The organism is Xanthomonas sp. JAI131 (assembly GCF_013410075.1).
GTDB classification, from domain to species: Bacteria; Pseudomonadota; Gammaproteobacteria; order Xanthomonadales; family Xanthomonadaceae; genus Xanthomonas_A; species Xanthomonas_A bonasiae.
Window position 1 is genome coordinate 572,429 of the sequence record NZ_JACCCN010000001.1, and the last position, 21,002, is coordinate 593,430.

General features: G+C 69.8%; 17 protein-coding genes and 1 pseudogene. 10 read left to right on the forward strand and 8 right to left on the reverse strand.

The window, feature by feature from the left end; all coding sequences use genetic code 11:
- Window positions 1-18: 18 nt before the first annotated feature.
- Window positions 19-2,205: a diguanylate cyclase gene (locus HDC36_RS02405; protein ID WP_179564121.1), complete on the forward strand. Its 2,187-nt coding sequence runs from the start codon at window positions 19-21 to the stop codon at window positions 2,203-2,205.
- A gap of 144 nt (window positions 2,206-2,349) precedes the next feature.
- On the opposite strand, the pseudogene HDC36_RS02410 reads toward HDC36_RS02405, so the two are convergent.
- The 3 genes and pseudogenes from HDC36_RS02410 to HDC36_RS02420 form a co-directional block, all read right to left on the reverse strand.
- Window positions 2,350-3,864, reverse strand: a pseudogene (locus HDC36_RS02410) (serine hydrolase domain-containing protein).
- A gap of 56 nt (window positions 3,865-3,920) precedes the next feature.
- Window positions 3,921-5,180 carry a TIGR03862 family flavoprotein gene (locus HDC36_RS02415; RefSeq protein WP_179564122.1) on the reverse strand — a complete coding sequence of 420 codons (1,260 nt, stop codon included), beginning with the start codon at window positions 5,178-5,180 and terminating at the stop codon, window positions 3,921-3,923.
- Window positions 5,181-5,193: 13 nt separating this feature from the next.
- Window positions 5,194-5,637, reverse strand: a complete 444-nt coding sequence (locus HDC36_RS02420; protein ID WP_179564123.1) for an FKBP-type peptidyl-prolyl cis-trans isomerase — start codon at window positions 5,635-5,637, stop codon at window positions 5,194-5,196.
- 66 nt (window positions 5,638-5,703) lie between these two features.
- On the opposite strand from HDC36_RS02420, the gene HDC36_RS02425 reads away from it, so the two are divergent.
- Window positions 5,704-6,069: a DUF6164 family protein gene (locus tag HDC36_RS02425; protein ID WP_058360033.1), complete on the forward strand. Its 366-nt coding sequence runs from the start codon at window positions 5,704-5,706 to the stop codon at window positions 6,067-6,069.
- A 199-nt stretch (window positions 6,070-6,268) separates the two neighbouring features.
- Window positions 6,269-7,066 (forward strand): sulfurtransferase, encoded by a 798-nt coding sequence (locus HDC36_RS02430; protein WP_255432569.1) that lies wholly within the window; start codon window positions 6,269-6,271, stop codon window positions 7,064-7,066.
- A 250-nt stretch (window positions 7,067-7,316) separates the two neighbouring features.
- Here HDC36_RS02430 and HDC36_RS02435 read toward each other — a convergent pair whose 3' ends face one another.
- Window positions 7,317-8,123 carry an SDR family oxidoreductase gene (locus HDC36_RS02435; RefSeq protein WP_179564124.1) on the reverse strand — a complete coding sequence of 269 codons (807 nt, stop codon included), beginning with the start codon at window positions 8,121-8,123 and terminating at the stop codon, window positions 7,317-7,319.
- 326 nt (window positions 8,124-8,449) lie between these two features.
- Here HDC36_RS02435 and HDC36_RS02440 point away from each other — a divergent pair, with 326 nt between their 5' ends.
- A complete protein-coding gene (locus tag HDC36_RS02440; RefSeq protein WP_179564125.1) occupies window positions 8,450-9,445 on the forward strand; it encodes an LLM class flavin-dependent oxidoreductase in 996 nt (331 codons plus the stop codon).
- Window positions 9,446-9,677: 232 nt separating this feature from the next.
- Entirely contained in the window at window positions 9,678-9,842 is a 165-nt protein-coding gene (locus HDC36_RS02445; protein ID WP_179564127.1) for a hypothetical protein, read from the forward strand.
- 61 nt (window positions 9,843-9,903) lie between these two features.
- Here the strand turns inward: HDC36_RS02445 and HDC36_RS02450 are convergent, their stop codons facing one another.
- Window positions 9,904-10,554 (reverse strand): exopolysaccharide biosynthesis protein, encoded by a 651-nt coding sequence (locus HDC36_RS02450; protein WP_179564129.1) that lies wholly within the window; start codon window positions 10,552-10,554, stop codon window positions 9,904-9,906.
- A complete protein-coding gene (locus HDC36_RS02455) occupies window positions 10,538-11,881 on the reverse strand; it encodes a hemolysin family protein (protein ID WP_179564131.1) in 1,344 nt (447 codons plus the stop codon). Before HDC36_RS02455 ends, HDC36_RS02450 begins: the two co-directional genes overlap by 17 nt.
- 250 nt (window positions 11,882-12,131) lie before the next feature.
- Here HDC36_RS02455 and HDC36_RS02460 point away from each other — a divergent pair, with 250 nt between their 5' ends.
- Window positions 12,132-12,758, forward strand: coding sequence for a DUF47 family protein (locus HDC36_RS02460; RefSeq protein WP_179564133.1), 627 nt, complete (start codon window positions 12,132-12,134; stop codon window positions 12,756-12,758).
- An 85-nt stretch (window positions 12,759-12,843) separates the two neighbouring features.
- Entirely contained in the window at window positions 12,844-13,965 is a 1,122-nt protein-coding gene (locus tag HDC36_RS02465) for an inorganic phosphate transporter (protein WP_179564135.1), read from the forward strand.
- A 104-nt stretch (window positions 13,966-14,069) separates the two neighbouring features.
- On the opposite strand, the gene HDC36_RS02470 is transcribed toward HDC36_RS02465, so the two are convergent.
- The gene (locus tag HDC36_RS02470) at window positions 14,070-15,620 is read right to left on the reverse strand and encodes a S10 family peptidase (RefSeq protein WP_179564137.1); all 1,551 of its coding nucleotides are present in this window, start codon (window positions 15,618-15,620) and stop codon (window positions 14,070-14,072) included.
- A gap of 105 nt (window positions 15,621-15,725) precedes the next feature.
- Here HDC36_RS02470 and HDC36_RS02475 point away from each other — a divergent pair, with 105 nt between their 5' ends.
- Window positions 15,726-16,508 (forward strand): CDP-diacylglycerol diphosphatase, encoded by a 783-nt coding sequence (locus HDC36_RS02475; protein WP_179564138.1) that lies wholly within the window; start codon window positions 15,726-15,728, stop codon window positions 16,506-16,508.
- Window positions 16,509-16,782: 274 nt separating this feature from the next.
- On the opposite strand, the gene parE is transcribed toward HDC36_RS02475, so the two are convergent.
- Window positions 16,783-18,672 carry a DNA topoisomerase IV subunit B gene (gene parE, locus HDC36_RS02480; protein WP_179564139.1) on the reverse strand — a complete coding sequence of 630 codons (1,890 nt, stop codon included), beginning with the start codon at window positions 18,670-18,672 and terminating at the stop codon, window positions 16,783-16,785.
- A 166-nt stretch (window positions 18,673-18,838) separates the two neighbouring features.
- On the opposite strand from parE, the gene HDC36_RS02485 reads away from it, so the two are divergent.
- Entirely contained in the window at window positions 18,839-19,093 is a 255-nt protein-coding gene (locus HDC36_RS02485; protein ID WP_179564140.1) for a hypothetical protein, read from the forward strand.
- Between the two features lie 137 nt (window positions 19,094-19,230).
- Window positions 19,231-20,895, forward strand: coding sequence for a CTP synthase (locus HDC36_RS02490; protein WP_003474007.1), 1,665 nt, complete (start codon window positions 19,231-19,233; stop codon window positions 20,893-20,895).
- Window positions 20,896-21,002 lie beyond the last annotated feature (107 nt).

The window sequence follows — 21,002 nt, forward strand, 5'->3', positions numbered from 1 at the left end:
CCATCCCGCTTGCCGCGCATGCCCCAGCGACCGCCCCTCGGCTTCATTCCCGCGCCGTTGCCCGCCGACGAACTGGAGCGGCTGCGCGCGGTGGCCGAACTGGGCATGCTGGACACGCCGCCGGAGCCGGTATTCGACGACCTGATCTGGCTGGCCAGCCAACTGTGCGACGTGCCGATCGCCTTGGTCACGCTGATCGACGAACACCGCCAGTGGTTCAAGGCCAGCCGCGGCCTGAATGTTTCAGAGACGCCGCGCGAGCTGGCGTTCTGCGCGCATGCGCTGCTGTCGCCGCAACTGCTGGAGGTGCCGGATGCGCTGCAGGATCCGCGCTTCGCCGGCAACCCGCTGGTGCAGGGGGCGCCGCATATCCGTTTTTACGCGGGCATGCCGCTGCGCGGCAGCGGCGGCCATCTCTACGGCAGCCTGGGCGTGATCGACACCATGCCGCGGCAGCTGGGCACGGCACAGCGCGAGGGGCTGCGGCGCCTGGCCGCGCAGGTGACGATGCAGCTGGAGGCGCGCCGCGACGCGCGCATCGCCCAGACCCAGGCGCAGATGCTGAGCCTGCTGCTGGAAACGGTGCCCGACGCGGTCGTGTCGTGTTCCGCCGACGGCACGCTGTCCCAGTTCAACCGGGTCGCGCGCGCCTGGCACGGCACCGATCCGCGTGCGTTGCCGCCGGCGCAGTGGGCGCAGTATTTCGATCTGTTCGACGCGGACGGCCAGCGCCTGCTCGAGCGCGAACGGATCCCGCTGTTCCGCGCCTGGCGCGGCGAATCGGTGCGCGATGCGGAAATCGTCGTCGCCGCCGCCGGACAGCCGCCGCGCAGCGTGCTGTGCAGCGCCGAGCGGCTGCACGACGCCGACGGCCACGCGCTGGGCGCGGTCTGCGTGATGCGCGACGTCACCGTCGAGCGCCAGGCCACGCGTGCCGCGCTGCTGGCCGGACAGCGCTTCTCCGGCGCGTTCTCGGCGGCGGCGCACGGCATGGCGCTGGTGTCGCTGCAAGGCGGCTGGCTCGAGGTCAACGACGCCCTGTGCGCGATGCTCGGCTACGATCGCGATGCGCTGCTGGCGCTGGATTTCCGCCAGCTCAGCCATCCGCAGGATGTCGCCCCGGACCTGGCGCTGGCGGCCGAACTGGTGGCCGGGCAACGTAGCGGCTACCACCTCGACAAGCGCTACCTGCGCCGCGACGGCGCCACGCTGTGGACGCGCCAGGCGGTATCGCTGGTGCGCGACGAACACGAGCGGCCACTGCATTTCGTGGCGCAGATCCAGGACGTCACCGAGCAGCACCTGGCCGAGGCGCGCCTGCGCCAGAGCGAATCGCAGCTGCGCACCATCGCCGACAACGCGCCGACCCTGATCGCCTACGTCGACAGCCAATTGTGCTATCAGTTCGTCAACAAGCCCTATGCGGACTGGTTCGCGCTGGCGCCGGCGGCGATCGTCGGCCGGCGCATGCCGGAGCTGCTGGATGCCGAGCACATGGACAGGATCCGGACGCATCTGCAGCGGGTGCTGGACGGCGAGGCGCAGCACTTCGATACGGAATTGCGCGACGCGGCCGGCGAACTGCGGGTCATGCACTCCAGCTACGTGCCCGACGACTCCATGGTGCCGGCGCGCCCCGGCTTCCACATCATGATCAGCGACATCACCGGGCAGACGCGACTGGCGCGGCTGATGGAAGCGCGCGCGCTGCGCGACGAACTGACCGGGCTGCCGAACCGCATGGCGTGGAACGAGACCCTGCGCCGGACCCTGGCCCAGCCCGGCCGCCGCGGTGCCGACCAGGTGGCGGTGATGTTCCTGGACCTCAACGATTTCAAGACGGTCAACGACCGGTTCGGCCATCACGCCGGCGACGCGGTGCTGGTGCATTTCGCGCGATTGCTCAAGACCTGCCTGCGCGAGGAGGACTTCATCGCGCGCCTGGGCGGCGACGAGTTCGTGGTGCTGCTGGACCAGTTGGCCGACGCCCGCAGCGAAGCGCACGCGGCGGCGGCGCGGGTGCTGGCCGCTGCGCGCGACGGTTGCGTGGTCGACGGGCAGCGCCTGCCGTTGCAGCCCAGCATCGGCATCGCGCTGCAGACCGGCCCGGAATTCGACCCGGTCCTGCTGATCCAGCGTGCCGACGAGGCCATGTACAGCGCCAAGCGCGATCCGCAGCGACGCGTGCAGATCGCCGATCTCTGATCCGCGGCGGCGCGATGGGGGCGGGCACGGCGACCCGATCGGCGTGCGGGGGGCGCCATTGTTCGCGCGCTTGTCGGTCTTCGTGCCTGTCTGCCGCGGACGCGCCCGAGCACGGCGCGGGCCTTCCCGTCGCATTCGCGCGCCTCAGCGTACGCTGTCGGCCGGCACCCGGCGGAACGGCGCATGAAAGCTTCCGGCGTCGATCGTGCCCAGGTCGGCCTGGCCGGCGTCGAAGCGGATCACGATGTCCTGCGCGCTGAGGAAGAACGCATGCTCCGACGAGGGAATCAGCGGGTAGGCCTGATCCTTGCGCAGTTCGACCTGCAGGCCGCCAGCCCCTTCGCGGATGTCGAACGTGCCCAACTCTGGAATGGCGAAGCGGCCCACGAAGCGGCGCAGCACGGCGATGTCCACGCTGGCGGCCTGGCGCTGGATCGGCCGGAAGTCGGGCCAGTCGTAGGCTGCGGCGACGGCGCGGACGATTTCCAGGCCCAACTGGTAGCCCTGGTCGCCGTTGCTCAGCACCACCGCGCCGTCGCAGCGGTCGGGATAGACGACCAGGGTGGCCTTGTAGCCGGCATTGGAACCATCGTGATAGGCGTAGCGGCGCGCGCCGTGCCCGCCGATCTGCAGTCCCAGCCCGTAGTCGCCGCGCACCGGGGTCAGCATGCCGCGCACGCTGGCCGCGGACAGCACGCGGCCATGTCCGGCGCTGGCCGCGCACAGCTCCAGCGCATAGCGCGCCAGGTCCTCGGCATTGCTCCACAGCCCTGCGGCGGCCAGTTCCGGATAGACATGCGCGCCGCCTGCGATGGGCTGGCCCATGGCGTCGTGCGGTTGCGCCGCCTTGGCCAGCACCGCCGCCGGCAAGGGTTGCGTATAGCCGCTGGCCTCCATGCGCAGCGGCGCCAGCACGCTGTCGCGGAGCAGGTCGGGGAACGGCTTGCCGCCGACGTCGATCAGCAACTGCTGCATGACCGTATAGCCGCCTCCCGAATAGCGGTAGCGTTCGCCGACCGGCGCATCCACCACCACCGGCGCCGAGTTGGCCGGCGCCTGGCCGTCGAGCACCTGCTGCAGGGTCGGGACCGCCGCGCCCTGGGCATAGCCGTCGAAGCCGTGCACGCTGGTGCCGGCGCTGTGCTACAGCAGTTGCCGCAGCGTGACCGGGTGATCGCGGGTGTAGACGGAGTCGGGCAGCTTCCAGGTCTTCAGCAGCGCATTGACCGGCGCATCCAGCGCCAGGCGCTTGTCCTGGACCAGCTTCAAGGCCGCCATCGCCGCGACCGGCTTGCTCACCGAGCCGGCCTGGAACAGGGTCCTGGCGTCGACCGGGGCGCCGTCGGCGGCGGTGACGCCGTACCCCTTGGCCCAGTCGACGCGGCCGCCGTGGATCACCGCGATCGACACGCCCGGCACGTGCAAGGCGTCCATCTGCTCGCGCAGCGACAGCGTCGTGGTGGCCTGGTCCTGCACCACGACGGCCGGCAACAGGCCGGTTTCCACCCGCCGCATCTGCGCGGAGGACGCCGGCGGCGCGGCGCCGGCGATGTCGCAGCTCACCACACCGAGTGCGAGAAGGGTCAACAGGCGCATGCGTGCTCCGGGTCGATGGCGCCGTTGCGGCGGCCACCGCATGGATATGCCACGCCGCGGCATGGCCGACAGGCCCGAAGGTCATTGGCCGTTCCGGCGCCCCTTGCGGCCGATGCCGCTCAGCCCGTCGTCCGTTGCAGCCAGGCCACCGCGCCACGCCCGGCGCGCAGGCCGCTGGCGAAGCAGGCGCTGAGCAGGTAGCCGCCGGTTGGCGCTTCCCAGTCGAGCATTTCGCCGGCGCAGAAGGTGCCGGGCAGGGCATGCAGCATCAGTGCCGGGTCCAGCGCTTCCAGGCGCACGCCGCCGGCGCTGCTGATCGCCTCGGCCAGCGGACGCGGGCGCAGCAGGGTCAGCGGCAGCCGTTTCAGTGTGGCCGCCGCACGCGCCGGATCGTCGCCGGCCTGCTTGCCCAGGATCTCGAACAGCAGCGCCGCCTTGACCCCGTCGATGCCGGCCTGGCGCCGCAGGTGCTCGCCGAAGCTGCGCCCGCCGCGCGGCTTGCCCAGTTCGGCCTGCAGCCGCGCCAGCTCGCGCCCCGGCGCCAGGTCCAGCCACAGCGTGGTCGCGCCGTGCGCGGCGATGGCCTCGCGCAGCTCCGCCGACAGCGCATAGACCAGGCTGCCTTCGATGCCGTGCTCGCCGACCACGCATTCGCCCTGCAGCGCGTGTTCGCATCCCTGCGCATCGCGCCAGTGCGCGATCACCGGTTTCAGCGGCGCGCCGGCATGGCGCTCGCGGAAATGCGCGCTCCAGTCGATATCGAAGCCGCAGTTGGCCGGCCGCAGCGGCGCGAGGTCGACGCCGCGCACGCGCAGCGTCTCCTGCCAGGCGCCGTCGGAGCCGAGCTGCGGCCAGCTGCCGCCACCCAGCGCCAGCACGCAGGCATCGGCATGCACCAGGCGCTCGCCGTCGGCGCCGGCGAAGCGCAGCGCGCCGGCGCTGTCCCAGCCCAGCCAGCGATGCTGCACGTGGAAGCGCACTCCGGCGTCCTTCAGCCGCCGCACCCAGCCGCGCAGCAGCGGCGCGGCCTTGCGGTCCAGCGGGAACACGCGGCCGGAACTGCCGACGTAGGTCTCCACGCCCTGCGCCTGCGCCCAGGCGCGCAGCGCGTCTGCGTCGAAGTCGGCCAGCCATTCGCCGACCTGCGCGGCACGCTCCCGGTAGCGCGACACGAACAGCGCGAACGGATCGGAGTGGGTCAGGTTGAGCCCGCCCTTGCCGGCGATCAGGAACTTGCGCCCGACCGAGCCCTTGCCCTCGTACACGTCGACCTCGGCACCGGCCGCGCGTGCGGTCTCGGCGGCGATCAGCCCGGCGGGGCCGCCGCCGACGATGGCGATGCGGCCGCGCACGGCGGCGGCGAGCTTGCTGGCGGACATCGGTGGCAGCGGCTCAACGCGGCTTGACGTCGAGCAGTTCCACCTCGAACACCAGCGAGGCGTTCGGCGGAATCACCCCGCCGGCGCCGCTGGCGCCGTAGCCGTATTCCGAGGGGATCATCAGCTTGCGCTTGCCGCCCACGCGCATGCCGGCCACGCCTTCGTCCCAGCCGCGAATCACCTGGCCGCCGCCAAGAGTGAAGCTGAAAGGCTGGCCGTGGTCGGCCGAGGCGTCGAACTTTTCGCCATGCTGGTCCTTGGCGGCCTCGTCGTACAGCCAGCCGGTGTAGTGCACGGTCACCTGGTTGCCGGGCCGCGCCTCGGCGCCGCTGCCGACCTGCTCGTCGATCATCTGGAACGTGGCGATGCTGCCGCCCGGCGGCGGACCCGGCGGCGTGCAGCCGCTCAACAGCCAGGCCGGCAACGACAGACTCAACAGCAACAGGGCACGGCGCATGCGGTCATCCATGGGCGAACAGGGCGTGCAAGGGTAGCGCATCGCCGCAGCGGCTATCATCGGCGCATGGCCAAACTGCTGCTCAACCTGCGCCACGTGCCCGACGACGAACTCGCCGAGGTGCGGGCACTGCTCGATGCCGCGCGCATCGACTACTACGAGACCCGCCCCGGCACCTTCGGCATTTCCGCCGGCGGCGTGTGGCTGCGCGAGGACGCCGAGCAGGCGCGGGCCAAGGCGCTGCTGGCCGACTACCAGGCGCAGCGCGGCGAACGCGCCCGCGCCGAGCGTGCCGCGGCGCTGCGCGACGGCAGCGCCGAGACCTTCGCCACGCTGCTGCGGCGGCGCCCGCTGTTCGTGCTGGCGACGCTGCTGGGCATGCTGCTGATCGCCTCGCTGGTGCTGCTGCCGTTCTTCCTGTTGCGCGGCTGAAGCCAGCCGGCACGATTGGCAGGGGCGCGGCGACCGGCGTGATGTGGCTGGGCGTGTCCCGGAAGGATCGTCGTTCGGCGACTCAGGTGGCGCATGGGGCCTCGTTGCTCCCTTGCCCTCGCGCATGAGCGCGGCGACGCCGTCGCCATCGCCCTCGCGCTGCCAGCCCCGGCTGCACGCCGCGCGCTAAAATGCGCGGATGATCGCCAATACCGCCGCCTACCATTTCGTCGCCATCGCCGATCCCGACGCGCTCGCCGCGCGGTTGCAGGACTGGGCGCAGGCCGGCGCGTTGCGCGGCACCATCCTGGTCGCGGGCGAGGGCATCAACCTGTTCCTGGCCGGCGCGCCGGAGGCGATCGACGACTTCTACGCGCAACTGCGTGCCGACCCGCGCTTCGCCGCCCTGCGGGTCAAGACCAGCCTCAGCGCGCAGCAGCCGTTCGCGCGGCTGAAGACCAAGGTCAAGCCGGAGATCATCAGTTTCCGCCGCGATGCCGCCTCGCCGCTGGCCGCCGAACGCGCCCCGGCGGTGGCGCCGGCCACGCTGCAGCGCTGGCTGCGCCAGGGCCACGACGACAGCGGCCGCCGCGTGGTGCTGCTGGACACGCGCAACGCCCAGGAAGTGGAGTACGGCACCTTCGCCGGCGCGCTGACCCTGCCGATCGTCAAGTTCACCGAGCTGCCCGAGGCGCTGGCGCCGCATCGCGCCGAGCTGGCCGACGCCACCGTGGTCAGCTTCTGCACCGGCGGCATCCGCTGCGAGAAGGCGGCGCTGTGGATGCGCGCCGACGGCATGCACAACGTGCTGCAGCTGGACGGCGGCATCCTCGGCTATTTCGAGGAAGTGGGCGGCGAGGGCTACGCCGGCCGCTGCTTCGTGTTCGACGAACGCGTGGCGCTGGACCCGCAGCTGCGGCCGCTGGTGGATGTTGCTGAGGTGGGGATTGGGGAGTCGGGATTGGGGATTGGCCAAAGCGGGCTGCCCCGCAACTGACCGAAACTTGCGGTCTGCAAGTGGGTTTCGGCTCGCTGCATGCCGCGTCCCCTCAGAGCATCAAAAAATGCTCCAGCGAATCCCAAATCCCCAAACACGAATCCCGAAAAAAAATGGCTTGGAAAGCGTCCGAGCCGTACGCTGTTCGCCAGAGGTGCTAGTCAGTGGCGCGATGGCGCACTCGGTCCCTCAGGTCAGGCAACAGCCGCTTTAACGAATCCCCAATCCCGACTCCCCAATCCCACCGCCGTCAGGCGTACTGCATCTTGCGCGTCATCCCGCCATCGACCACGAAGTCCTGGCCCGTGACGAACCCGGCATCGTTCGACAGCAGGTACACCGCCAGCGCGCCGATATCCTGCGGCGTGCCGACCCGCCCGGCCGGATGCTGCGCATGGTCCTGCCGCGACAGCGCCGGCTTGCGCCGCGCACTGGGCTTGCGCCAGGCATCGGTGGCGATCCAGCCCGGGCTGATGCAGTTGACCCGCACCGCCGGCCCGGCGCTGATCGCCAGCGCATGGGTGAAGGCCAGCAGGCCGCCTTTCGCCGCCGCATAGGCTTCGCTGTCGGGTTCGGACTGGTGGGCGCGGGTCGAGGCGATATTGACGATCGCGCCGCCGCCGGCGCTGGCGCGCAGTGCCGGCAGCGCGTGCTTGCTGCACAGGAAGGCGCCGCCCAGGCTCGCGCCCAGGCGCCGGTTCCATTCGCGCAGCGCCAGGCGCTCCAGCGGGCCGCTGTGCGGATCGGCGACGCCGGCATTGTTGACCAGGCCGTCGATGCGGCCGAACCGCACAAGCGCGGCATCGACGAAACGGCGCACGCTGGCCTCGGCGGCCACGTCCAGGCGCCGGAACAGCACCAGGTCGCCGGCATCGAGTTCGGCGACGCAGGCGCGCCCGGCCTCGGCGTCCAGATCGCCGAACGCGACCCGGCCGCCGGCGCCCAGCACCGCCTGTACCACGCCGCGGCCGATTCCTTGCGCGCCGCCGGTGACCAGCACCACGCGGTCGCGCAGCGGCAGGGCGGGAGTGGTGGAGACTGGTGGGATCAGGGGCATGGCGCACACCGGGCAGGGCGGGAGTGCAAGCGTAGCCAGGCGGTCGTGCAGTCGGCGTTGCCGTCGCGCGGCCGCGCGTGGGTGTCGAAAGACAGCGGGGCGCCCCTTCGGGGCACCTTTCCCCGAAAAGGGGCCATGGTCCCGGAGGGAGAAGGGAGCGCTCGCTTGCTTGAGCCCCTCTCCCCCGGGAGAGGGGTTGGGGTGAGGGTACGGCCGCACGCGAACCAGCCATGCCGCCACCGCAAATCAGCGTTCCGGCGCCGGCCGCTGCAATCGGCGCGTCCGTCCCCATTTCCACTGCATCGCTTTGCAGGAACCCGCTCTCCATGATGCCGATCTCCATCCTCGATCTCGCCCCGGTCTGCGAAGGCAGCGACACCACCCAGGCCTTCGCCAACATGCTGGACCTGGCGCAGCACGCCGAGCGTTGGGGCTATCATCGCTACTGGCTGGCCGAGCACCACAACATGCCCGGCATCGCCAGCGCCGCCACCGCGGTGCTGATCGGGCATGTGGCCGGCGGCACGCGCCGGATCCGGGTCGGCGCCGGCGGCATCATGCTGCCCAACCACGCGCCGCTGCAGGTGGCCGAGCAGTTCGGCACGCTGGCCTCGCTGTATCCGGGGCGCATCGACCTGGGCCTGGGCCGCGCGCCCGGCACCGACCAGCCCACCGCGCGCGCCTTGCGCCGCTATTTCGACAGCGCCGACCAGTTCCCGCAGGACGTCGCCGAGCTGCTGCGCTATTTCGAGCCGGCCGAACCCGGCCAGCTGGTGCGCGCGGTGCCGGGTGCCGGCATCGAGGTGCCGGTGTGGCTGCTCGGCTCCAGCCTGTTCAGCGCGCGCCTGGCGGCGGCGCTGGGACTGCCGTTCGCGTTCGCCTCGCACTTCGCACCGGATGCGATGGACGAGGCGCTGGCGGTCTACCGGCGCGAGTTCCGCCCCTCGGCGCGGCTGCGCGATCCGTACGCGGTGCTGGCGCTGAACGTGGTCGGCGCCGAGTCCACAGATGCGGCGCGGCGGCTGTTCACCACCCAGCAGCAGAGCTTCGTCAATCTGCGCCGCGGCCGCCCGGGGCTGATCCCGCCGCCGATCGACGACATCGAGGCGTTCTGGCAGCCGCACGAGAAGGCCGGCGTGGAGCGCGCGCTGGCCTGCACCGTGCTCGGCGATGCGGCCGAGGTCGCGCGCGGCATGGCCGAGTTCGTCGCCCGCCATCGCCCCGACGAACTGCTGCTGACCGCCAACATCCACGACCACGCGGCGCGGCTGCGCTCGTTCGCGATCGCCGCCGAGGCCTGGACCCAGGCGGCGGCCGCGTAGGCGGCGGCAGGCGCGGTCGCACTGCGCGGCCGCGTTCGCCAGGCCGGCGGCCCGGGCCGTCTTGGCGCGCAGCGTAGACAAGTCGCGGCGACAGCGGCGGTTTTCACTGCGCCTTGTCGGTGCCTTGGAGCAGATTCGGATGGCACGCCATGGGTTGGCGCGCACGTGGCGGCAGGACCCAGCATCGCACCGGTCGGCGCCACGCATCCACGGATCGAACAGGGGGCGTCACATGGAATCCGAATACCTGCCGCCGGCCGCGCGCGGCTGCGGCCTGGAGGCCGTCTTGCATCAGCTCGCGCTGCAGCTGCAACGTCTGCAGCGCGCGCCGGAGGACGCCCGGGCGGCGCAGCCGTTGCGCAGGCAGGTGTTCGCCGAGGCGCCTGTTTCGGAGTAGCGCTGCGTCGCGAGAGAAGCGTGCCCGTGGCGCGCCCGGCACGGGTTCGCGCCAACTCGGGCTACAGCTTGTGCATCCACTCGCGGCCCAGGTCCACCACCTGGTCCGAGGCCAGGCCCAGGCCGACCGCCACCGCGATGCCGCCCAGCCAAGACACCAGCATCAGGCCGCCGTCGCGTTCCAGCAGGGCCAGCGAGAACAGCAGCAGCATCGCGCCGAACGCATAGTTGGTGAAGGGAATCGGCAGCGACAGCAGGATCCCCAGCACCACCAGCAACAGGCCGCTGAAGGCGCGCGCCGGCAGCGTCTCGACCAGCGCCGGCAGGCGCGGCTTGAGCAGCTTGTCCAGCCGCCGCAGCCACGGCGCGATGCGCCCGACGAAGCGCTGCATGGTGCGCCGGCGCGGGCCGCGTTCGCCGATGAAGCGCGGCAGCCAGGGTTTGCGCAGGCCGATCAGCATCTGCGCGCCGATCAGCGTCACCAGCGGTCCGCTGATGCCGCCGGCCAGGCCCGGCACCGGCAGGAACGCCGGCAGGATCGCCACGAACAGGAACATGCCGAACGCGCTCTGCTGCAGGTCGGCCAGGATCAGCCGCAGCCGCAGCTGTTCGTTCGGATCGCCGAGCAGGAAGGTGTCGAGCAGGGTGCGGATGCCTTCGGCGCTGTAGCCGTGAGCCTCGTCCGTGCCGGGTGTCTCACCCGGTGATGTCATCGCTGTTCTCGTCCTGCAGCTTGCTCAACAGCAGCTTGTCCACGCGCGCGCCGTCCAGATCGACGATCTCGATGCGCCAGCCGGCCCAATCGAAGAACTCGCCGGCGTGCGGGATGCGGCCGAAGTAGTAGATGCACAGGCCGGCCAGGGTGTTGTAGTCGCCTTCCTCGGCGTTGGGCAGTTCGGCGCCGCCGAGCAGCTCGCGCAGGTCCTCGATCGCCAGCGAGCCGTCGATCAGCAGCGAGCCGTCGGCGCGGGTCACCACCAGCGCGTCCTCGTCGGCGTTGTCCACCGACTGCAGGCGCCCGACCACCGCGCCCATCAGGTCGCTGATCGTGACCAGGCCCTGGATCTCGCCGTATTCGTCCACCACCAGCGCCATCGACTGCTGTTCCTCGCGGAAGATCTCCAGCAGCTTCATCGCGTGGGTGGATTCGGAGACGAACAGGGTCTCGCGCAGGCTCTGGAACAGCTGGGTGGCGTTGCCGTCCATGCGCGTGACCAGCGATTTCACTTCCAGCACGCCGGCGATGTCCTGGTCGCTGCCGCGGTACACCGGATAGCGCGAGAACTCGTGCTCGCGCATCACCTGGAAATTGCGTTCGGCCTCGGCATTGGCGTCGAGCCAGGCGATGCGGTTGCGCGGCGTCATCAGGCTGTCGGCGGTGCGGTCGCCCAGGCGCATGACCCGGTTCATCATGTCGCGCTCGTGGCTGTCGATCACGCCGGCCTCGTGGCTCTCGGCCACCAGCATGCGGATCTCCTCTTCGGTCACCGACGCCGACTGCTCGTTGCCCAGGCCGAGCACGCGCAGCACCAGCCGGGTCGAGCGCGACAGCACCCACACCGCCGGCGCGGCGATCAGCGCCAGCCAGCCCATCGGCACCGCGACGAAGCCGGCGATGACTTCCGAGCGGGTCAGCGCCAGGCGCTTGGGCACCAGTTCGCCGAAGATCAGCGTCAGGAAAGTGATCAGCACGATCGCCAGGGTCTTGCCGATCACCGCCGAATACGGCTGCGGCTGCCCGATCAGGCTGAAGGTGGCCGACAGCGCCGGGAACAGCGACTGCAGCTTGGCCGCGATCGCCTCGCCGATGGCCTCGCCGCCGAACACGCCGGTCAGGATGCCGATCGCGGTGATGCCGATCTGCACGGTGGACAGGAAGTTTTCCGGATTCTCGGCCAGCGCCAGCGCCTTGGCCGCGCGCGTGCTGGATTGCGCCATCTGCTTCAGGCGGCTCTTGCGCGAGGTCATCAGCGACATCTCGGACATCGCGAAGAAGCCGTTCAGCAGCACCAGGGCTGCCACGACCAATAGTTCAAGCATGCGCGCGCTCCCTGGCGGCGAGGGAAGCGGGGACATGGGCGCCAAGGCGGCGCGGGGGAGGGGGGCTAGGGTGGTCGTCCATAGGGTGCGCCTAGCGACGGCGCGGGTGCATGGTAGCAAACCCGGGTGGCGGGCGCGTCCACGCGGCGCCGGTGCGCTGCCGCCGGTCGCCCGATTCCCCCGTTTTGTCAGCAAACGGTCATAATTCCGCCCCGGTGCCGTCCCTCCCGCGACGGCGGGATTGCGTTTCATGTTCTCGTTGCAGACCATCTTCGGTTCCGGCAAGCAGTTCTACACCCTGCTCGACGAGGCGGCCCAGGCCGCCTACGACAGCACCAAGGCGCTGCATTCGATGATGCGCGAGTCGGATCGGCAGCCGGCGCTGGACGCCTTCAAGCTGGCGCGGCTGCGCGAGCGCGCCGCCGCCGACAAGATCGGCCAGGCGCTGGTCGACAGCTTCATGACCCCGATCGAGCGCGAGGACATCGAGGCGCTGGGCTCGGCGCTGTACAAGATCCCCAAGCAGGTGGAGAAGTTCGCCGACCGCTATTCGCTGGCGGTGCAGCACCTGGAGCACATCGATTTCGCGCCGCGCGCGGCGATGCTGGAACAGGCCGCGGCGGTGGTGGTGGAGATGGTCCACGACCTGCGCAACATGCACCTGGACCGGATGAGCGCGCTCAACGACAAGCTGCGCTCGCTGGAGAACGAGGCCGACCGGCTGATGCTGGAGCTGTACCGCGACATCTATTCCGGGCGCCTGGACAACCTGCAGATGTTCCTGCTCAAGGAATTCTTCGAGATCCTGGAGAAGGCCATCGACCGCTGCCGCGAGGCCGGCGTGGTGGTCTACCAGATCGTGCTGAAGAATTCGTAATGGGCACGCTCCGGATCCGCTGCATGCGCGGCTGCGCCGCCATGCCCGCCGCCGCGGCCGCCATGCCTGAGGCGAGGAGCGCACGATGCTGACGCTGGTCCTGATCGTGATCCTGGCCGCGCTGGTGTTCGAGTTCATCAACGGCTTCCACGACACCGCCAACTCCATCGCCACGGTGGTCGCGACCAAGGTGCTCAGCCCCGGCTGGGCGGTGATCCTGGCCGCCGGCATGAACCTGATCGGCGCGCTGACCGGCACCGCGGTGGCGATGACCATCGCCTCGGGCCTGCTCAACACCGACGTGGTGACGGTGACCCCGCAGGTGATCCTGTGCGCGCTGCTCGGCGGCATCGTCTGGAACCTGATCACCTGGTGGAAGGGCCTGCCGTCCTCGTCCTCGCACGCCCTGATCGGCGGCCTGTGCGGCGCCGGCCTGGCCGCGGCGCACAACAACTGGGGCGCGCTGATCTGGTCGCAGAACGTCGGCGACTGGGCCAAGAACAAGGGCCTGCTGTGGAAGGTGTTCGTGCCGATGATCACCTCGCCGATCGCCGGCTTCCTGCTCGGCATCGTGGTGATGCTGCTGCTGTGGGCGATCATCGCCGGCATGGCCGGGCTCGGCGGCCGCATCGGGCGGCTGGCGCGGCCGCGCTGGGTCAACGCCTTCTTCGGCAAGGCGCAGATCGCCTCGGCCGCGTACATGGGCTATGCGCACGGCCACAACGACGCGCAGAAGACCATGGGCATCATCGCCATGACCCTGGTCGGCGCGCAGAGCACCGGCGCGCTGGACGACCTGCCGGCGTGGCTGGCGTTCCTGCACCCGGCCGCCAGCCAGGGCCAGGGCATCGCCACCTGGATCGTGCTGACCTGCGCGGTGGTGATGGCCGCCGGCACCGCCTCCGGCGGCTGGAAGATCATCAAGACCCTGGGCCACAAGATGGTCAAGCTGCACCCGATCCACGGCTTCGCCGCGGAAACCAGCTCGGCGACGATCCTGACCCTGGCCGCGCACTTCGGCATGCCGGTGTCCACCACCCACAGCATCTCCACCGCGATCATGGGCGTGGGTTTCGCCAAGAACCCGCGTTCGCTGCGCTTCGGCGTGATCGAGCGCATCGTCTGGGCCTGGATCCTGACCATCCCGGCCGCCGCCGGCGTGGCGTATCTGATCTTCCGGATGTTTGCGCTGTTCGGTTGGACGTGACGGGCGGGGATTCGGAATTCGGGATTGGGGATTCGTAAAAGCGCGTTCAGCGCGCGCCGAACCCCTGCTGTTGCCAATCCCGAATCCCCAATCCCGAATCCCCGCTAGTTGGCCCGATACAGCGCCAGCACATCCCCGCGCAACGCGCGCTGGCTGTCGGGGCGGTTGTAGAACATGTGCCCGCCCGGATAGTTCCTGACCTGTACCCGGGTCGGGTCGTTGCCCATCACCGGCATCTGGTCCACGGTCAGCACCGAACCCATGAACGGGCACGACAGGTCGTTCCAGCCGTGCACGATCAGCACCCGAAGCTTGGGATCGATCGCCACCGCCTGGCGCAGTTCGGTCACCGAACCCTTGCGCAGTTCGTCGTTCCAGTCCCACAGCTTGTTCACGTCGTAGTTCAGCGCCTGGTAGCGCGCATCCACCTTCCAGCCCACCACGCGGGTCACGAAATCGACCATCGCGGTGGTGGTCGGGGCGATGATGCTGTCCAGCAGCGGGTCGTTGGCGCGCTGCTCGGGCGCGTTCGGGAACGGGTCGAACGCGGTGACGTTGGAGTCGTAGCGGCTGCCGAGCTGGCCCTTGTCGCGGAACACCTCGCGCAGGTAGGCCTGGGTTTCCAGGCGGCCGCCGGCGCGGCGCACGTAGACCGGGTCCAGTCCGGTCATCGCCGCCACCTGCTGGATCATGCGTTCGCTGCCGGCCGCGTCGGAACGCCCGCGCAGCAGCGCGGTGACGTAGTCGCCGCGGGTGTAGTCGATCACCTGGCGCATCGCCTCCGGGGTCAGCCGCTGCTCGCGCTCCAGGTGCGCGGCGGCGATCGAGGGCAGGGTCAGCATCCACGCCAGCGGCGACACGTCGCCGTTGTCGTCCAGGGTCGGGTTGAGGTACGGCGAGACCAGCACCACGCCGTTCATCGCCACGCCCAGCTGGGTCTGCAGGTAATGGGTGATGCGCGGCCCGCGGAAGCCGCCGTAGCTCTCGCCGACCAGATACTTGCGCGACTGCAGGCGCTGGTTCTTCAGCAGCCAGTCGTAGATCGTGCGCGACAGGTATTCGATGTCGGCCTGCGGGTTGTAGAACAGCTTCTTGGCCTGCTCGTCGGCGACCCGCGAACGGCTGAAGCCGGTGCCGACCGGATCGATGAACACCAGGTCGGTGAAATCCAGCCAGGTGCCGGGGTTGTCGTGCAGCGTCGCCGGCGCCGAGGCGCTGTCGCCCTCGCTGCCGAAGGTGACCACCTTCGGCCCGATCGCGCCCAGGTTGAGGTAGACCGACGCGGCGCCGGGGCCGCCGTTCAAGGCGAAGGTGACCGGGCGGTCCTTGCCGTCCTCGGTGTAGGCGGTGAACACCACGTCGGCGACGGTCTTGCCCTGTGCGTCCTTCACCGGCAGCGTGCCGACCGTGGCGGTGTAGCTGAGCGACTTGCCGTCCACGTGCGTGACCTGGCGCACCTTCGCGTCGGCCGGCAGCGCGGCCGGCTTTGCTTGCTCGGCGCTGTCGGCCTTGTCGGGTTTGTCCGCCTTGTCGGCGCCGTCGGCATCGGCAGCCAGTGCGGCGGAGATCGGCAGGACGGCCAGCAACAACGCCGCCAGCAGCGGCTTGGACAGGTTCGGCACGGGGAGGGCGCTCGGCAGAAGGGAAGCCGGCATGCTAGGCCGCGGCGCGGCGCGCGCGGATGTGCCCAAAGGCATGGTCGGCACGCATGGCGCGACGGGCCCTATCATGTCCCGCCCTGCTTGCCCGGAGACGTCGTTTTGAAGTTCAGAAGCCTGCTGCCATTGGTGTTGCTGCTGGCGCTGGCCGCGTGCCTGAGCGTACCGCGCGTGCGTCATGCGGCCGATCCCGACGCGCTGTGGCGCATCATCAACACACACTGCCTGGCCGCCGACGCGCCGCGCGCGGTCGACTGCGCCGCGGTGTGGTCGCAGCCGGAGCGACGCTCGGTGGTGCTCAAGGACAATCACGGCGACTTCCAGTTCCTGCTGCTGCCGATCGACCGCATCACCGGCATCGAGGACCCCCGCCTGCTGCAGGCCGGTTCGCCCAACTACTTCGCCGCGGCGTGGGACGCGCGCATCTTCGTGGAACGGGCGCTCGGCCGTCCGCTGCCGCGGCAGTATCTGTCGCTGGCGCTCAATTCCCCGCATGGCCGGTCGCAGGAGCAACTGCACATCCATGTCGATTGCCTGCATCCGCAGGTCCGACGCGAGCTGGATGCGATGCAGGCGCAGGTCGGTACGGCGTGGCGGCCGCTGCCGCAGCCGCTGCTGGGCCACCGCTACCTGGCCCGGCGCCTGCCGGGGGAGGCGCTGTCGGCCAATCCGCTGCGGCTGCTCGCCGAGGGATTGCCGGCCGGCGACGCGCTGCGCGACTACTCGCTGGTCGTCGTCGGGGACGCCAGTCCGGCGCCCGGGTTCGTGTTGCTGGCAACGCGAGTCGATGCCGCCAGCGGCAATCGCGCCAGCGGCGAGGAACTGCAGGACCATGCCTGCGGCCTGGTGACCGGTGCGGAGCAGGTGCTGCCGGGCGTGCGCTGAGCGCCTCCCGCGGGGAGGGGCGGCGCGAGGACCGGTCTACCGCGATGCCGGCGAGCGCCTGGAATCGAACGCCGCTCCTCTCAGTGGCCGGCCGCGCGTGACGGCGCCGCTGGATCTGCAACCATGGCCGGCACGCAGCGCGGTGCCAGATGGCCCGGGCCGTGTGGCTCTGCTCCAACCGAATCGCATTCCTGTCACCAGGCGCAGCGCGGGCAACGCATGGAGTCTATCGGGCTAACCCAATCCCCAATCCCGACTCCCCAATCCCAGCCCCTCAGACCTCCAGCGACGCCAGGTCGCCCTTGGTCTCCAGCCACTGCTTGCGATCGCCGGCACGCTTCTTGGCCAGCAGCATGTCCATCAGCGCACGGGTTTCGTCGCCTTCGTCGACGGTCAGCTGCACCAGCCGCCGCGTGTCCGGGTGGATGGTGGATTCGCGCAGCTGCTGCGGGTTCATTTCGCCCAGGCCCTTGAAGCGGGTCACGCTGAGTTGACCCTTGAGCTTCTCGCGCGCGATCTTCTCCAGCAGCGAGCGCTTCTCTTCTTCGTCCAGCGCGTAGAACACCTGCTTGCCCACGTCCACGCGGAACAGCGGCGGCATCGCCACGAATACGTGACCGGCCTTCACCAGCGCCGGGAAGTGGCGCAGGAACAGCGCGGTGAGCAGGGTGGCGATATGCAGGCCGTCGGAGTCGGCGTCGGCCAGGATCACCACCTTGCCGTAGCGCAGCCCGCTGATGTCGTCCTTGCCCGGGTCGCAGCCGATCGCGATCGCCAGGTTGTGCACTTCCTCGGAGGCCAGCACGCTGCCGGAGGCTACTTCCCAGGTGTTAAGGATCTTGCCGCGCAGCGGCAGGATCGCCTGGAAATCCTTGTCGCGCGCCTGCTTGGCGCTGCCGCCGGCCGAGTCGCCCTCCACCAGGAACAGCTCGGTGCGCGACAGGTCCTGGCTGATGCAGTCGGCCAGCTTGCCGGGCAGGGCCGGGCCGGAGGTGACCTTCTTGCGGGTGATCTGCTTTTCGGTCTTCAGCCGCGCGCTGGCGCGATCGATCGCGATCTGCGCGATGCGCGTGCCGGTTTCCACGTTCTGGTTCAGCCACAGGCTGAAGGCGTCGTGCGCGGCGCCTTCGATGAAGCCGGCGGCCTGGCGCGAGGACAGGCGTTCCTTGGTCTGGCCGCTGAACTGCGGGTCGGTCATCTTCAGCGACAGCACGAAGGTGACCCGGTCCCACACGTCTTCCGGCGCCAGCTTGACCCCGCGCGGCAGCAGGTTGCGGAAGTCGCAGAACTCGCGCAGCGCGTCGGTGAAACCGCTGCGCAGGCCGTTGACGTGGGTGCCGTGCTGCGCGGTCGGGATAAGGTTGACGTAGCTTTCCTGCACCAGCTCGCCGTCGGCGACCCAGGCCACCGCCCAATCGACGATCTCGCGGTCCTTCTTCAGGTTGCCGACGAACAGGTCGGCCGGCAGCAGTTCGCGCTCGGCCAGTTCGCCCTTGAGGTAGTCGCGCAGGCCGTCCTCGAAGTACCAGGTGTCCTGTTCGCCGGTGGCCTCGTCGTGTAGCTTCACGGTCAGGCCGGGGCACAGCACTGCCTTGGCGCGCAGCAGGTGGCGCAGCGCGCGCACCGCGAACTTGGGCGTGTCGAAGTACTTCGGATCGGCCCAGAAGCGCAGCCGGGTGCCGGTGTTCTTCTTGCCGACGCTGCCGACGATCTCCAGCTTCGAGGCGGGGAAGCCGTCGCCGAATTCCATCCGGTATTCGTTGCCGTCGCGCTTGATGAACAGCTCCACCTTCTTGGACAGCGCATTGACCACGCTGACGCCGACGCCGTGCAGGCCGCCGCTGAAGGTGTAGTTGCGGTCGTTGAACTTGCCGCCGGCGTGCAGCCGGGTCAGGATCAGTTCGACGCCGGAAATCTTCTCTTCCGGATGGATGTCCACCGGCATGCCGCGGCCGTCGTCGGCGACCTCGCAGCTGCCGTCCTTGAACAGAGTCACCTCGATGTGCCGGGCATGGCCGGCGAGCGCCTCGTCCACGGCGTTGTCGATGACTTCCTGCGCCAGATGGTTGGGGCGGGCGGTGTCGGTGTACATGCCCGGCCGGCGCTTGACCGGGTCCAGGCCAGAGAGAACTTCGATGTCGGCGGCGTTGTAGCGGGTATTCATGCGTCTCAACAGGTGGCGCGAAGCAGATCCGGAAGTGTGCGGTGTGCGGCGGCTTTTTGCACGTCGCCGGTGTTCAGGGCCAGTGCCGTGGCCGTGCGCTAGCCTTGCACTGGAAAATCCGTAACGGCATCCCCATTGTCGTTGCAGCCTCACACAGGAGTACGCCATGAACGTTCGCAAGCTGTTGACCCTGGCCGCGCTGGTCGCCGCCGCGGTGGCCATCCCGGTCGCGATGGCCCAGGCGCAGAGCGCCGATCCGGCCACCTCCGGCGCCGCCGCCTACGAGGCGCAGGTCGCGAAGGAGAAGGCCGAGGCCGATGCCAAGGCCAAGCGCCGTGCCGCTGCGGCGGCCGAGCACAAGGCCGGCAAGGATGCGGCTGCGCCGAAGAAAGAGGAAGAAGAGGAAGCGCGCAAGCCCTGAGCGCGCGCCCTGTTGCGACCTGCGACGCCCCGGCTGGTGCCGGGGCGTCTTCTTTTTGTGCGGTCGATCGGTCCGAAAGCGCTTGGGCAAATCGGCTTCACCCGTTAAACTATGGCTTTCTGGGAGGCCTTCGAGCCATGACCCCCCTGATCTTCGTTACCGGCGGCGTAGTGTCCTCGCTTGGCAAGGGCATCGCGGCCGCTTCGCTTGCGTCCATTCTCGAAGCACGTGGCCTGTCGGTCACGATGATGAAGCTGGACCCCTACATCAACGTTGACCCGGGCACGATGAGCCCGTTCCAGCACGGCGAGGTGTACGTCACCGACGACGGCGCCGAGACCGACCTGGACCTGGGCCACTACGAGCGCTTCGTGCGCACCCGCCTTTCGCGCAAGAATTCGGTCACCACCGGCCGCATCTACGAGAACGTGATCCGCAAGGAGCGCCGCGGCGACTATCTTGGCGCCACCGTGCAGGTGATCCCGCACATCACCGACGAGATCCGCCGTTGCGTGGACGAGGCCACCGCCGGGTTCGACGTGGCGCTGGTGGAAATCGGCGGCACCGTCGGCGATATCGAGTCGCTGCCGTTCCTGGAAGCGATTCGCCAGGTGCGCACCGAGCGCGGCGCCGAGCGCGCGCTGTTCATGCATCTCACCCTGGTGCCGTACATCGCCGCCGCCGGCGAGCTGAAGACCAAGCCGACACAGCATTCGGTCAAGGAACTGCGCTCGATCGGCATCCAGCCGGACGTGCTGCTGTGCCGCTCCGAGCAGGCGATTCCGGATTCGGAGCGGCGCAAGATCGCGCTGTTCACCAACGTCTCCGAGCGCGCGGTGATCAGCGCCGCCGACATCGACGTGCTCTACGGCATGCCGCTGGAACTGCACCGGCAGGGCCTGGACGAGATCGTCATCGACCAGTTCAAGCTGCGCGACAAGGTCGGCCCGGCCGATCTGTCGGAATGGGAAGCGGTGGTGGACGCCACCAAGCACCCGCTCGACGAGGTCACCATCGCCGTGGTCGGCAAGTACGTGGACCACCAGGACGCCTACAAGTCGGTCGGCGAAGCGCTCAAGCACGGCGGCCTGCGCCAGCGCACCAAGGTCACCTTGAAGTGGCTGGAGGCGCAGGAACTGGAAGGCAGCGACCTGTCGGCGCTGGCCGACGTGGACGGCATCCTGGTGCCCGGCGGCTTCGGCGATCGCGGCTTCGAAGGCAAGGTGCTGACCTCGCGCTATGCGCGCGAGCACCGCGTGCCGTACTTCGGCATCTGCTACGGCATGCAGGCGGCGGTGGTGGACTACGCGCGCCATGTCGCCGGCCTGGACGGCGCCAACAGCACCGAGAACGACCGCCAGTCGCCGTATCCGGTGATCGGCCTGATCACCGAGTGGCGCACCGCCAGCGGCGACGTGGAGAAGCGCGACGAGAAGTCCGATCTGGGCGGCACCATGCGCCTGGGCCTGCAGGAACAACGGCTCAAGCCCGGCACGCTGTCGCGCGAGATGTACGGCAAGGACGTGGTGTCCGAGCGCCATCGCCACCGCTACGAGTTCAACAACCGCTACCGCACCCAGCTGGAGGACGCCGGCCTGGTGATTTCCGCCAAGTCGATGGACGACACCCTGGTGGAGATGGTCGAGCTGCCGCGCGAGGTGCATCCCTGGTTCCTGGCCTGCCAGGCGCACCCGGAGTTCCTGTCCACGCCGCGCGACGGCCATCCGCTGTTCATCGGCTTCGTGCGCGCCGCGCGCGAGAAGAAGGCCGGCGGCAAGCTGTTGAAGGAAGCGCGCGCTTAGTTCCTTCTCCCATCGGGAGAAGGTGGCGCGAAGCGCCGGATGAGGGGACGGGCGCAGCCTCGCGCGCCTGAATTCCTCGATGCTTCGCCCGTACCCTCACCCCAACC